10 protein-coding genes are annotated in these 12,846 nt (G+C 65.0%); 8 read left to right on the top strand and 2 right to left on the bottom strand.

What is annotated here, in order from left to right:
- Positions 1-134 precede the first annotated feature (134 nt).
- The 4 genes from ada (at position 135) to AWB65_RS09150 (ending at position 4,885) form a co-directional block, all read left to right on the top strand.
- Positions 135-1,244 (top strand): bifunctional DNA-binding transcriptional regulator/O6-methylguanine-DNA methyltransferase Ada, encoded by a 1,110-nt coding sequence (gene ada / locus AWB65_RS09165; protein WP_087666867.1) that lies wholly within the window; start codon positions 135-137, stop codon positions 1,242-1,244.
- A 248-nt stretch (positions 1,245-1,492) separates the two neighbouring features.
- Positions 1,493-2,401 (top strand): DNA-3-methyladenine glycosylase family protein, encoded by a 909-nt coding sequence (locus AWB65_RS09160; RefSeq protein ID WP_200821697.1) that lies wholly within the window; start codon positions 1,493-1,495, stop codon positions 2,399-2,401.
- 180 nt (positions 2,402-2,581) lie between these two features.
- Entirely contained in the window at positions 2,582-4,201 is a 1,620-nt protein-coding gene (gene gshA, locus AWB65_RS09155) for a glutamate--cysteine ligase (RefSeq protein WP_087666865.1), read from the top strand.
- A gap of 144 nt (positions 4,202-4,345) precedes the next feature.
- A complete protein-coding gene (locus tag AWB65_RS09150) occupies positions 4,346-4,885 on the top strand; it encodes a hypothetical protein (RefSeq protein ID WP_087666864.1) in 540 nt (179 codons plus the stop codon).
- A 30-nt stretch (positions 4,886-4,915) separates the two neighbouring features.
- Here the strand turns inward: AWB65_RS09150 and AWB65_RS09145 are convergent, their stop codons facing one another.
- Positions 4,916-6,472 (bottom strand): DHA2 family efflux MFS transporter permease subunit, encoded by a 1,557-nt coding sequence (locus AWB65_RS09145; RefSeq protein ID WP_087666863.1) that lies wholly within the window; start codon positions 6,470-6,472, stop codon positions 4,916-4,918.
- 72 nt (positions 6,473-6,544) lie between these two features.
- A complete protein-coding gene (locus AWB65_RS09140; RefSeq protein WP_087666862.1) occupies positions 6,545-7,039 on the bottom strand; it encodes a MarR family winged helix-turn-helix transcriptional regulator in 495 nt (164 codons plus the stop codon).
- 239 nt (positions 7,040-7,278) lie between these two features.
- Here AWB65_RS09140 and AWB65_RS09135 point away from each other — a divergent pair, with 239 nt between their 5' ends.
- The 4 genes from AWB65_RS09135 to flhA all read left to right on the top strand — a co-directional run bounded on the left by AWB65_RS09135 (position 7,279) and on the right by flhA (position 12,803).
- Positions 7,279-7,551: a hypothetical protein gene (locus AWB65_RS09135; protein ID WP_087658036.1), complete on the top strand. Its 273-nt coding sequence runs from the start codon at positions 7,279-7,281 to the stop codon at positions 7,549-7,551.
- Between the two features lie 181 nt (positions 7,552-7,732).
- Entirely contained in the window at positions 7,733-9,238 is a 1,506-nt protein-coding gene (locus AWB65_RS09130; RefSeq protein WP_087666861.1) for an efflux transporter outer membrane subunit, read from the top strand.
- 257 nt (positions 9,239-9,495) lie between these two features.
- Positions 9,496-10,704 carry a flagellar biosynthesis protein FlhB gene (flhB, locus tag AWB65_RS09125; RefSeq protein ID WP_087666860.1) on the top strand — a complete coding sequence of 403 codons (1,209 nt, stop codon included), beginning with the start codon at positions 9,496-9,498 and terminating at the stop codon, positions 10,702-10,704.
- The gene (flhA, locus tag AWB65_RS09120; protein WP_087666859.1) at positions 10,701-12,803 is read left to right on the top strand and encodes a flagellar biosynthesis protein FlhA; all 2,103 of its coding nucleotides are present in this window, start codon (positions 10,701-10,703) and stop codon (positions 12,801-12,803) included. Before flhB ends, flhA begins: the two co-directional genes overlap by 4 nt.
- Positions 12,804-12,846 lie beyond the last annotated feature (43 nt).

Genomic DNA, 12,846 nt, shown 5'->3' with positions numbered 1-12,846 from the left:
CCCTATGGCGCCAATTTGTCGCATCTGAGACACACTTGCGCGTCTCGATTGGCAAATGACAGCGCAAGAACCGGCGCGTACGCTCGAAGGCGACGCTCTACAGTGGTCGCGTACCCAGAGCCATGAGGTTTGTCATGAACACCGCTTTCGAGATCCCGTCCGATACCGCTTTTTCCTCCGATGAAACCCGCTGGCAAGCCGTCGTGGAACGCGACGCCCACGCCGACGGCGCCTTCTTCTTCGCCGTCCGCACGACCGGCGTGTTCTGCCGGCCTTCGTGCGCTTCGCGGGCGCCGCGACGGGAAAACGTCGAGTTCTTTCCCACGACGAACGCCGCCGAAAATGCCGGTTATCGAGCGTGCAAGCGCTGCCAGCCGACAAGCCTGCCGCGAGAACTGGCAATCGTCGAGCGCGCGTGCAAGGCGCTCGACGCCGATCCGCAGCAGCGTCTGACGCTCGCGCAGTTGAGCGACGCTGTCCACGTCAGTCCGTTTCATTTGCAGCGGCTGTTTTCGCGGGTGGTCGGCGTGTCGCCGCGGCAGTATCAGGCCGCGCGCCGCGCCGAGGCATTGCGCGACGGCCTCCAGCGCGGTCAGAACGTCACGCGCGCGAGTCACGACGCGGGCTTCGGCTCGCCGTCGCGGATGTATGAAGCGGCGCCCGCCGAGCTCGGGATGACGCCGTCGGTCTACCGCAGGAAGGGCGCCGGGCTCACGGTGCGCTTCGCCACCGACGCGACGCCGCTTGGCACCGTGCTCGTCGCCGCGACGGACAAGGGCATCTGCAAGATCGCTTTCGGCGACGATCCGCGCGCGCTGGAGGGGGAGTTGGCGGCGGAATTGTCGGAAGCGGCGCGCGTCGAGGATCGCGAGCGGCTGGCGCCGTTTGTCGCGCAGATTCGCGCATATCTGGACGGCACGCGCGAACGCTTCGACCTGCCGCTCGACATCGGCGCGACTGCTTTCCAGCAGCGCGTCTGGGATGCGCTGCGGCGTATTCCATATGGCGAGACGCGCAGTTATACCGATATCGCCGATGCGCTTGGGTCGCCGCGTGCTGTAAGGGCGGTGGCGAACGCGTGTGCGTCGAATCCGGTGGCGCTGGCGATTCCTTGCCATCGAGTGGTGCAGAAGAGTGGCGGGCTGGCGGGGTATCGGTGGGGCGCGCCGCGCAAGTCCGCGTTGTTGAAGGCGGAGCGGTCGAGGGGCGTGGCTGGTGGCGGCGATAAGGATGAGGTCGCGTGAGCGGGGGCCGCGTTCCACGGCGCAATTCGAGCGCTGCGGCGGCGGAGACGTCCGCTGCCCGCGCGGCTGGTGCGTCTTGTACGGCTCATGCAATTGAGCCAGCGGGTGCATCTGGTGCATCTGGTGCATCTGGTGCATCTGGTGCTGCCGGCGCGGCCGGTGTGCTAGCCGCAGCGCAAGCGCCGCCCGCACCGACCAGTGGCACCGGTAGAAATGGCGCAAAAGCCGCCCCCGCATCCACCGCGACGATAAACCTTCCCTTCATCGAACCCTACGACTGGCCGCGCGTCCTGCGTTTTTTCGCCGGACGCGCGACACGCGGCGTCGAAACGATCGAGGCCGGCGCGTACCGCCGCGCGATCGAATGGCCCGATGCCCACGATTACGCCCTTGCCGCCGGCACCCTCAGCGTCACCCGTCATCCCAAAAAAGCATGTCTCGTCGCAACGCTCGATGGAGACGTCGCTCGCCACGCGAACGCAATCGGCAAGCATCTCACCCGCATGTTCGACCTGCGCGCAGACGCCCCCGCGATCGGCGCGCACCTCGCCCGCGACCCCTGGTTCGCGCCGCTCGTCGACGCCGCTCCCGGGCTGCGCGTGCCCGGCGCGTGGTCGGGCTTCGAGCTCGTCGTGCGGGCGATCGTCGGGCAGCAGGTCAGCGTAAAGGCGGCATCGACGATCATCGGGCGGATCGTCCAGCGCGCTGGCACGCAACTCGCCGATCACCCGCACGCCGACACCGCCTGGCGCTTCCCGACGCCCGCCGCGCTCGCCGCCGCCGACATGGACAAAATCGGTATGCCGGGCAAGCGCGTCGCGGCGTTGCAGGGCTTCGCGCGCGAGGTGGCGTCGGGCGCGCTGCCGCTCGACGACCCGCGCGCCGACCGCGACGAACTGCGCGCCGCCCTCCTCGCGATGCCCGGCATCGGGCCGTGGACCGTGGAGTACGTCGCGATGCGCGCGCTGCGTGACCCCGACGCGTGGCCCGGCACCGATCTGATCCTGATGCAATCGCTGGCGGCGCGCGATCCGTCGATGGCGAAGGCGAAGGAATTGCGCGCGCGGGCCGACGCATGGCGGCCGTATCGCGCATATGCCGCGCTGCATGTGTGGAACGAGATCGCGGATAAGGCGGGCGGTGCGAAGGGGGGTTGAGGCAGACGCGAAAGCCCCGCAATGACCGCCCGAACCCACCCGAACTGCCCGCCCCAAAACCCCGCAAACCCTTATCAGCATTGGCTTCAAGCACGCTCAACACCGAGATGTTAAAGTGCCCGCTATTCAAAAATCGAATCGGGCGAATCCTATTGCGCCCGGTCGCACGCGCCGCTCTAGATGCCAAACACGAATTCCGCCCACCTCGCCACCGACGCCTTCCGGCACCGCCTCTCGGCGCTCTCCGCGGGCCCGCGCGCAGCCGCGCTGCGTCAGGGTCTGCGCGGCATCGAGCGGGAGAGCCTGCGTGTCACGCCTGACGGCAAGCTCGCGATGACGCCGCATCCACGCGCGCTCGGCTCCCCGCTGACACATCCGCTCATCACGACGGACTACTCCGAAGCGCTCATCGAGCTCATCACCGACGCGAAGACCGACTCCGCCGCCACGCTCGATGATCTGGACAAGCTGCATCGCTACGTCTACGCGAAGCTTGGCGACGAGCTGCTCTGGAACGATTCGATGCCCTGCGTATTGCCGCCCGACAACGAAATCCCGATCGGCTGGTACGGCACGTCGAACATCGGCATGCTGAAGCACGTCTACCGGCGCGGCCTCGCGCTGCGTTACGGCCGCACGATGCAGTGCATCGCCGGCATCCACTACAACTATTCGCTGCACGAAGACGTCTGGCGCGCGTGGCATGCGCTCGACAAGGGCAACACGCTGTCCGAAGTCGATTTCCAGTCGGAGCGCTATTTCGCGCTGATCCGCAATTTTCGCCGCACGAGCTGGCTGCTGATGTATCTGTTCGGGGCATCGCCTGCGCTGGATGCGGGTTTCGTGCGCGGCAAGCGCCACACGCTCGACGCCTTCGATGCCGACACCTTCTATCTCCCGCACGCCACGAGCCTGCGCATGAGCGATCTCGGCTACACGAACAATCCGGCGCAATCCGCGCTGCTGCCGAGCTACGACAACCTCGACGCCTATCTCGACGTGCTCGGCAAGGCCGTCAGCCAGCCGTATCCGCCGTATGAGGCGATCGGCACGCAGCGCGACGGCGAGTGGGTCCAGATCAACACGAATGTGCTGCAGATCGAGAACGAGTTCTACTCGACGATCCGTCCGAAACGCATCACGCAGCCGGGCGAGCGGCCGTTGCACGCGCTGTCGGCGCGCGGCGTGCAGTACATCGAAGTGCGCTGTCTCGATATCGATCCGTTCGAACCGGCCGGGATTTCACTGCAAACTTCACGCTTTCTGGACGCATATCTGCTCTTCTGCGCACTCGACGACAGCCCGCTCCTGCCGCAGGACGCGAGCGCGGAAGCCAACGACAACTTCAGCCGCGTCGCGAAGGAGGGGCGCAAGCCAGGGCTCACGCTGTCGCGCAATGGTCGCGAAGTGCCGATGACCACGTGGGGCGCTGAGTTGCTCGACCGCATCGAGCCGGCGGCGCAGGCACTGGATGCGCTCGGCGGTGGCGACGAACACATGCGCGCGCTCGACATGCAACGGGCGCGGCTTTCGGATGTGTCGCTGACACCGTCGGCACGGGTGCTCGAAACAATGCGCAGCAAGCAGCAGAGCTTCGGCGATTTCGCGCTCGATATCAGCCAGCAACACGCGGAATTCTTCCGCAATCGCCCGCTTCCCGAGCAGGACATACGGGAATTCGAGGAGTCGGCCGCGAAGTCGCTCACGCAACAGACCGCCATTGAACGGGGCGAAGCGGGTTCTTTCGACGCCTTCGTCGCCGCTTATCGCGCCTACACGCTTAATCGCGTGAGTGTCTGACGTCGTTTTTTCTTGCCGCTACGGTAAAAAAGCGGCAACGCTTACCCCTTTTGCAACAGAGCGCAACCCGCCGAAACGAGCGGGTCGCAAACGTGTCGAAAATTAGTGTCTTATCGACCAATACAACTGTTGCGAGGGGAAATCATGAAAATGACGATGCTAGGGGCATCGACGCTGGCCGCGGCCGTGTCGATCGCGCTTTTTGCCGGCTGTTCGACGCAGGGCCAGGTCAGTGCCGAGACGATGGAGCAGGCCACCGCGCCGCTCACCTGCATGGACCGAGCCGAATGCGAAGCGTGGTGGGGCCGAGCGCAAGTCTGGGTCACGAATCACTCCGAATACAAGCTGCAAACCGTGACGGATTCGATCATCCAGACGGCGGGACCGTCGGGCGGCAAACGCGCGCTCGCCTATCAAATCACCAAGACGCCAAGTAACGAAGGCACCGCGACGATAGGCTTTGCGGCCCATTGCGACAATATGCTCGGCTGCGAGCCGAATCCGTGGAAGGCCGGCGCGGACTTCAAGCAATTCGTGCGCGGTCCGGCGGCATCGCAGGCGGGGGCGGCGGCTACATTGCCGCCCGTCGCGCCCGCGCCAGCGCCGAAGGTGCAGTCGAATCCGCCCGTCAGGCCGATGCCGCCTGTGCTTGAAAGTCAGCCCGGACAGTGGGGCGCGCGCTAACGCCAGAGTAAGAAACCGACGCAGGGTCGATCAATGCCCCATCGACGGCCCCGCTCCCTTCCTCGGCTTCGTCAGCCAAACCAGCACGGCCAGCCCCAGAAATCCATAGAACGAGATCCGGAAGAAATCGTTCGTCGACATCATGTACGCCTGCGCGGTCACCACCCGATCGAGCTGCGCCGTCAGCGCCTGTCCCGCCAGCCCCAAGTCCGACAACGCCCCTGTGTAAGCGCTCGTATTCGCCGAATACGCGCTCACCGATTCGGTCAGCACCGCGTGGTGGCGAATCATGTCGTTCTCCCAATACGTCGTGCTGACCGCCGTCCCGATCGCGCCCGAGAGCGTCCGAAGAAAGTTCGACAGCCCCGCCGCGCCGGCTAGCCGGTCATCGGGGACACTGGAGAGCGTGATCGTGGTCATCGGCACGAAGAAGCACGCGACGCCAATGCCCTGGATCAGCCGCGGCACCACGATCTGGCTGAACGGCGTATCGAGCGTGAACGTTGAATTCCAGTGCGACACGAACGCGAACACGAGAAACGCGAAACTCGCCACCACACGCAGATCGAGCCGATGCATGTTGCGCCCGAGGAGCGGCGAAATGACGAGCGCGAGAATGCCGACCGGCGCCGTCGCGAGGCCCGCCAGCCCCGGCGTGTAGCCCATCACCGTCTGCAACCACAGCGGCAACACGACGACCGAGCCGAAAAAAGCGAGAAACCCGAGCGACGTGATCAGCACGCCCATCGCGAAATTGCGGTCGCGAAAGAGCGACAGATCGATGACCGGCTCTTTCTCCGTGATTTCCCACGCGAACATGAACGCCAGCGCGACCGCCGCAACGATCGCGAGCGCGACGATGAAGCTCGAATTGAACCAGTCGTGATCCTTGCCGAGGTCGAGCATCATTTGCAGGCTCGACACGCCGATCACGAGCAGCGCGAGACCGACCGCGTCGATACGCTGCCTGGTCGTTTTCGTCTCGTGGCCGCGCAGCAGAAAATACGCGATCAGGGCCGAAAAGAGGCCGATCGGCACGTTAATGTAGAAGATCCACGGCCAACTGAAATTGTCGGTGATGTATCCGCCCATGACGGGGCCGAAGATCGGCGCGACGATCACAGTCATCGCCCACAGGCCGAGCGCGAGGCCGCGCTTTTCTGGCGGATAGCTTCTCATCAGAATCGTCTGCGAAAGCGGCACCATCGGGCCGGACACGAGGCCTTGCAAGAGCCGGAACGCGATCAGCGACTCGAAGTTGTGCGCGAGTCCGCATAGCGCCGAAGCGATCGAAAACAGCACGACGGAAATCGTGAACAGTTTGACCTCGCCGACGCGCCGCGCGAGCCAGCCCGTCAACGGCACCGCGATCGCCGATGCCACGGAATACGACGAAATCACCCACGTGCCCTCGCTCGTCGCGACGCCGAGGCTGCCGGAGATCGTCGGCACGGCGACGTTCGCGATCGACGTGTCGAGGACTTCCATGAACGTGCCGAGCGCGAGGCCCATTGTGAGCAGCGCGAGCAGGCCGCCGGTGATCGGCGCGGGCTTCTTTTCGTCGGGAGGCGCGGCGGTTGCGGCCATAGTGAAAGTCTCCGTTATTTTCGATGCAGCGGCATTGTCTGCCCAGACAGTTATCAGGGCGCGAAATTTGTCTCAGCGTCCAGCCTCAGGCAAATCGTCCTCGACAAAACCGCACAATGGCGCGTTCTCGATCAACCGCCCTAGCAGGCTCGTCAGCGTATCGAGTTCCGCGCGACTGAAGCCCGCCAGTTGCTCGTTCAGCACCGCCGCGCCAAGTATCGGCAGGCGTGTGGCGGCGTCGGCGCCGCGTTCGGTGAGCTTCAGTTCGACCACCCGCCGGTCCGCATCGCTGCGTCCGCGCGTGACGAATCCCTTCTTCTCCAGCCGGTCGAGCATGCGCGTCATCGATCCGCTGTCGTACGACATCTCCCGCGACAGCTCGAGCGGCGTACGTGCGCGCCCCGACGCCAGCATCATGATCACGCCGATTTGCTGCGACGTCAGATCGAGCGGCTTCAACGCCTGATCCGTACGCGCGATCAGCACGTTGCGGGCCTTCGCCAGGTAGTAGCCGAGGCTCGTTTCCAACTGGATCGTAGCCGGGTCGTAAAGGGGTTCGCTGCTCATCGATTGCTCGGTTGGTAGGACAAGACGTCGCGGGCGACGCATTTTAATGCGCGCGCCTTACCCAGCGCGTGCGTCTAAAACAACGGTCTTAAAAATGTGCTGAGGAGTATCTTGAAAATTACTTGCACAGTCAATATTATTTGAGACACCGAGTTACGCGCGTTTCGCGCCGCCCGACACCATGTTTTGACGCCGTTTCACGCAAGACGCATCGCCGCGACGATGCCCGAAGGATTCCCATGACCCGCTTTGCACGCACCGCCCGCCGACGTTTCGGCACTGTCAGCAGCACGATCGCCAGCGCCTCCCGACACGTGGTTCCGCCGAACCTGAAGTCGTGGAAACTCGCGCTGTATGTGATCGTGTTCCTGCTGCCGGGCGGTTCGTTCGCGGTGCTGGGTCTCGGCTGGTTCGAAAACCGGCAGCGTCGGCGGCGCGCGCCAAAACCTGCCCCGGCTCGCGTGCCAAAGCTGCTTCCCGGTCCGACGCCCTGCTCGCACGGCAAGTGCTGAGCGCGCGTCGCCGTAACCCTCCGTAACCGATTCGCGCCTGCGGGTAACACAACGTCCACGGCCAGCCGGTACCCTAACGTCTGCCTGACGCCCGCTTTGCGCGGGCGTTCCGTTACCATTTCGGATCGCCGGGATTCTTGTCGATGAATCTATCCGGCTCCGACAGGAATCCTGGAAGCAGATGCCGTTCAGCCCCATTCAGTCCGTCACGCCCCGTTTCACCGCTCTCGCGCTCGCGGCGGCGTTCGTCTTGCTCGTCGCCGGCTGCGCGGTCGGCCCCGACTATCAGCGGCCGTCGGCGGCGATTCCCGCGTCCTACAAGGAAGCGCCCGAGGGCTGGAAGGTCGCGCAACCCGCCGATCAGGCCGATCGCGGCAACTGGTGGGCGATCTACTCCGATCCGCAGCTCGACGATCTCGAAACGCGGCTGAACGCGTCGAACCAGAGCATCGCGCAGTTCGCGGCGGCTTACCGGCAGGCGCGGGCGCTCGTCGGCGAGGCGCGCGCGGCTTACTTTCCGATCATCGGCGCGAGTGCGTCGGGGTCGCGCTCGGGATACGGCAGCGGCGCGCGCTCGACCAGCAATAGCTCGACGTCGATCGGCAACAGCTACAGTCTCGCGCTCGACGCCACCTGGGAACCCGACCTGTGGGGCAGCGTCAGCCGCTCCGTCAACGCGCAGAAGGCGGGCGAGCAAAGCGCCGCCGCCGATCTCGCGAACGCGCGCCTCTCCGCCCAGGCGACGCTCGCGCAGACCTACTTCCAGCTGCGCGCGCTCGACTTGCAGCAGCAGTTGCTCGATGACACCGTCGTCGCCTATCAGCGCTCGTTGCAACTCACGCAGAATCAGTACGCGCAGGGGATCGTCGCGCGCTCGGACGTCATTCAGGCGCAGACGCAGTTGCAGTCGGCGCAGGCGTCGGCGATCGATAACGGCGTCGCGCGCGCGCAGTACGAGCACGCGATCGCGGTGCTCGTCGGCGAGCCGGCGTCGGCGTTTTCGTTGCCTGCGTCGCCGCTCGACGCAACGCCGCCGGCCGTGCCTGCGCAGATGCCGTCGGCGATTCTGGAGCGTCGGCCGGACGTCGCTTCCGCCGAGCGCAAGGCGGCGGCGGCGAACGAGCAGATCGGCGTCGCGATCGCGGCGTTCTTTCCGACGCTGACGCTTTCGGCGTCGGGCGGATTCCAGAGCACGGTCTTGTCGCAATTGCTGCGCGCCCCGTCGCGCTTCTGGACGCTCGGGCCCGACCTCGCGGCCACTATCTTCGATGGCGGCTTGCGCCGCGCGCAGACCGACGCGGCGCGCGCCGTCTACGATCAGAACGTCGCGACTTACCGGCAGACGGTGCTGACGGCGTTTCAGGACGTGGAAGACAATCTGGCGTCGCTGCGGATTCTCGAAAACGAAATCGTGATTCAGCAGCAGGCGGTGGAATCGGCGCAGCAGGCGCTGGCTATTGTTAACAACCAGTACAAGGCGGGGACGGTGGCTTTCGTCAGCGTTTTGACCGCGCAGACGACGGCTTTCACCGCGCAGCAGAAGCTCGCAAGCATCGCGGGGCAGCGCATGGTGTCGTCGGTTGGGCTGGTGAAGGCGCTCGGCGGCGGGTGGGACGTCGGGCAGATTGATCGGGAAACGGGGACGGTGGAGGCGCCGGGAAAACATGCCGATCACAAACCAACGTGATCGCGACGACGAATACGTCTAGAGACTGCGCGTGCCTCGCTACGCGCCGGCCTTGGCCGCCCGAACGACGAGATCGAAGCAGAATTCGCTGCTCGCCGCGCGCGGATAAAAGCGCAAAGCACCCCGAACTCGCACCCCCATCACCCGAATAACCCCTCTTTCCCTCCCCTTCTCCCCCGATAGTCGCCCTGCGCTTTTCGCAATAATCACCGTCAACCCAATCCGGCATGTCGCCGGGGAGCACGGAGCGAAGCGCAGTGTCAGACGATAGCGATCTGGAAAAGACCGAGTCAGCGACCCCCAAACGCCTGGAAAAGGCGCGCGAGGAAGGGCAGATCGTGCGCTCGCGGGATTTCGCCTCGTTCGCGCTCCTCGCCGCCGGTTTCGCCGCCGTCTGGGTCTTTTCCGGTCCGATGAGCCTGCACATGCAGTCCATCCTGCGCGGCGCGTTCACGTTCGACCACGCCACCGTCTTCGATACGCACCAGATGATGATCGGCGCCGGCAACGCCAGCAAGGAAGGCTTCATGATCCTGCTGCCCGTGTTCGCGCTGACCGGCCTCGCCGCCCTCACCGCACCGATGGCGATCGGCGGCCTGCTGCTCACCACCAAAACCCTCGCGCCGAACTTCGGACGCCTCAATCCGGTCAGCGGTCTCAAAAAGATTTTCTCGATCGACGGCCCGATCCAGCTCGGCATGTCGCTGATGAAGACGGTCGTCGTCGGCGGGATGGCCGGCTGGACGATGTGGGGCCGCAAGGCAGAAGTGCTCGGCCTCTCCACCAAGCCGCTCGACATCGCGCTCGCCGAGACGATGCATCTGATCGTCGTCTGCTGCGGGACGGCGATCGCCGGTCTCTTCGTGATCGCCGCGCTCGACGTGCCCTGGCAGATGTACTCGCACGCGAAAAAGCTGCGCATGAGCAAGGAAGAAGTGAAGCGCGAGCACAAGGACGCTGAAGGCGATCCGCACATCAAGGGCCGCATCCGCTCGCAGCAGCGCGCCGCTGCCCGCCGCCGCATGATCGCCGCGATCCCGACCGCCGACGTCATCGTGACGAACCCGACGCACTTCGCCGTCGCGCTCAAGTACGCCGACGGTCAGATGCGCGCGCCGAAGGTCGTCGCGAAAGGCGTGAATCTCGTGGCCGCGCGCATCCGCGAAATCGGCCGCGAGCACAACGTGCCGCTGCTCGAAGCGCCGCCGCTCGCGCGGGCGCTGTATCACAACGTCGAAATCAATCGCGAGATTCCGGGCGCGCTGTACGGCGCCGTGGCGCAGGTGCTGGCGTGGGTCTACCAGTTGAAGCGCTTCAAGGAAGACGGCGGCGACAAGCCTGACGAGCCGACCGAACTCGACGTGCCGAAGGAACTTGACAAGGGCGCCGTCTCCGACGCCGAAGCAGAACAGGAAGCCGCCGACGCGCTTTCTGCCGACAACCCAACCGATGGAGCCGCAGCATGAACGCGCGCGCTGGATTCTTCTCGAAACGCCCCGACGCGCTCGGCACTCAGAACATTCGGGCGCTCGCCGGCCCGATTCTGATCTGCATGATCCTCGGCATGATGATCTTGCCGTTGCCGGCGTTCCTGCTCGATTTGCTGTTCACCTTCAACATCGCGCTTTCCGTGATGGTGCTGCTCGTCAGCATGTACACGCAAAAGCCGCTCGATTTCGCCGCCTTCCCAAGCGTGCTGCTCTTTTCGACGCTGCTGCGGCTGTCGCTGAACGTCGCATCGACGCGGATCGTGCTGCTCGAAGGCCACTCCGGCCCCGATGCCGCCGGCCAGGTGATCGAAGCGTTCGGCCACTTTCTCGTCGGCGGGAACTTCGCGGTCGGTATCGTCGTATTCGTGATTCTGATGATCATCAACTTCATGGTGATCACGAAGGGCGCGGGGCGGATCGCCGAAGTGGGCGCGCGCTTCACGCTCGACGCGATGCCCGGCAAGCAGATGGCGATCGACGCCGACCTGAACGCCGGCCTCATCAACGAGCAGCAAGCGAAGAAGCGCCGTCTCGAAGTCGCGCAGGAGGCCGAGTTCTACGGCTCGATGGACGGCGCGAGCAAGTTCGTGCGCGGCGACGCGATCGCGGGCTTGCTGATCATGGTGATCAACATCGTCGGCGGGTTGATCGTCGGGATGCTCCAGCACGACATGGACTTCGCCCACGCGGCCACGAACTACACGCTGCTCACGATCGGTGACGGCCTTGTCGCGCAGATTCCGTCGCTCATCATCTCGACCGCGGCCGGTGTGATCGTGTCGCGCGTCGCGACCGAGGAAGACATCGGCACGCAGTTGACCGGCCAGTTGTTCAACAACCCGCGCGTCCTGATGATCACGGGCGTGATCATCGGCGTGATGGGCCTGATTCCGGGCATGCCGCACTTCGCCTTCATGACGCTCGGCGGCGGGCTCATCTACGCCGCGCGCTCGATGAACAAGCGCGCCGCCGAGAAGCGGAAGACGGGTTCGATCGCCGAAATCGCGCCGGCCGCGGCCGCGCCGGTCGAGAACGCGGAAGCGAGCTGGGACGACGTCGCGTTGATCGATCCGCTCGGCCTGGAAGTTGGCTATCGGCTGATTCCGCTCGTCGACCGCAATACCGACGGCGAATTGCTCAAGCGCATCAAGGGCATCCGCAAGAAGTTCGCGCAGGAAATCGGCTTCCTGCCGCCGGTGATCCATATCCGCGACAACCTCGAACTTCGGCCGAACGGCTACCGGATTGCGCTGAAGGGCGTGGAAGTGGGCGTCGGCGAGGCGTATCCGGGACAGTGGCTCGCGATCAATCCGGGGCAGGTGTCGGCGGCGCTGCCCGGCACGCAGACGCAGGACCCGGCGTTCGGCCTGCCGGCGGTGTGGATCGATACGAACATGCGCGAGCAGGCGCAGGTCTATGGCTATACGGTGGTGGATGCGAGCACGGTCGTCGCGACGCACTTGAATCATCTCGTCGTGACGCACGCGGCCGAATTGCTCGGGCGCCAGGAAGTGCAGGCGCTGCTGGAGCGCATCGGCAAGGACACGCCGTCGCTTACCGACGATCTCGTGCCGAAGACCATCGCGCTCACGACCTTGCAGAAGATTCTGCAGAACCTGCTGGACGAAGGCGTGCCGATCCGCGACATGCGCACGATCCTTGATTCGGTGCAGGAACACGCGCCGCGCATCGCCGATGCCTACGATCTCACAGCGGCCGTGCGTCTCGCGCTGGGCCGCGCGATCACGCAGCAGTGGTATCCGGGCAATGGCGACTTGCAGGTGATGGGGCTTGATCCGATGCTGGAGCGTGTGTTGTCGCAGGCGCTGTCGACGGGGGCGAATCCAGGACTGGAGCCGGGGCTCGCGCAGACTTTGCTCAACTCGACGCAGAACGCGATCATGCGGCAGCAGAATCTGGGGTTGCCGCCGGTGTTGCTGGTGCAGCATTCGCTGCGCGCGATGCTTGCGCGCTTCCTGCGACGGAGTTTGCCGCAGTTGAAGGTGTTGTCGTATGCCGAAGTGCCGGATACGCGGAATGTGAAGGTGGTGAATCTGATTGGGGCGCAGGGCTGATACGACCGGCTCTTCGAACGGGGCAGTGGCCCCGTTCACCCCT

It is taken from the genome of Caballeronia humi (assembly GCF_001544475.1).
Taxonomy (GTDB): domain Bacteria; phylum Pseudomonadota; class Gammaproteobacteria; order Burkholderiales; family Burkholderiaceae; genus Caballeronia; species Caballeronia humi.
This window is presented reverse-complemented; position numbering and strand designations above follow the sequence as displayed.

Bases quoted from the DNA above. Each gene is read 5' to 3' on its own strand.
- AWB65_RS09140 (WP_087666862.1), bottom strand. From the start codon at position 7,039: ATGAGCAGCGAACCCCTTTACGACCCGGCTACGATCCAGTTGGAAACG.
- AWB65_RS09130 (WP_087666861.1), top strand. From the start codon at position 7,733: ATGCCGTTCAGCCCCATTCAGTCCGTCACGCCCCGTTTCACCGCTCTC.
- gshA (WP_087666865.1), top strand. From the start codon at position 2,582: ATGCCAAACACGAATTCCGCCCACCTCGCCACCGACGCCTTCCGGCAC.
- AWB65_RS09145 (WP_087666863.1), bottom strand. From the start codon at position 6,472: ATGGCCGCAACCGCCGCGCCTCCCGACGAAAAGAAGCCCGCGCCGATC.
- flhA (WP_087666859.1), top strand. From the start codon at position 10,701: ATGAACGCGCGCGCTGGATTCTTCTCGAAACGCCCCGACGCGCTCGGC.
- AWB65_RS09150 (WP_087666864.1), top strand. From the start codon at position 4,346: ATGAAAATGACGATGCTAGGGGCATCGACGCTGGCCGCGGCCGTGTCG.
- AWB65_RS09135 (WP_087658036.1), top strand. From the start codon at position 7,279: ATGACCCGCTTTGCACGCACCGCCCGCCGACGTTTCGGCACTGTCAGC.
- ada (WP_087666867.1), top strand. From the start codon at position 135: ATGAACACCGCTTTCGAGATCCCGTCCGATACCGCTTTTTCCTCCGAT.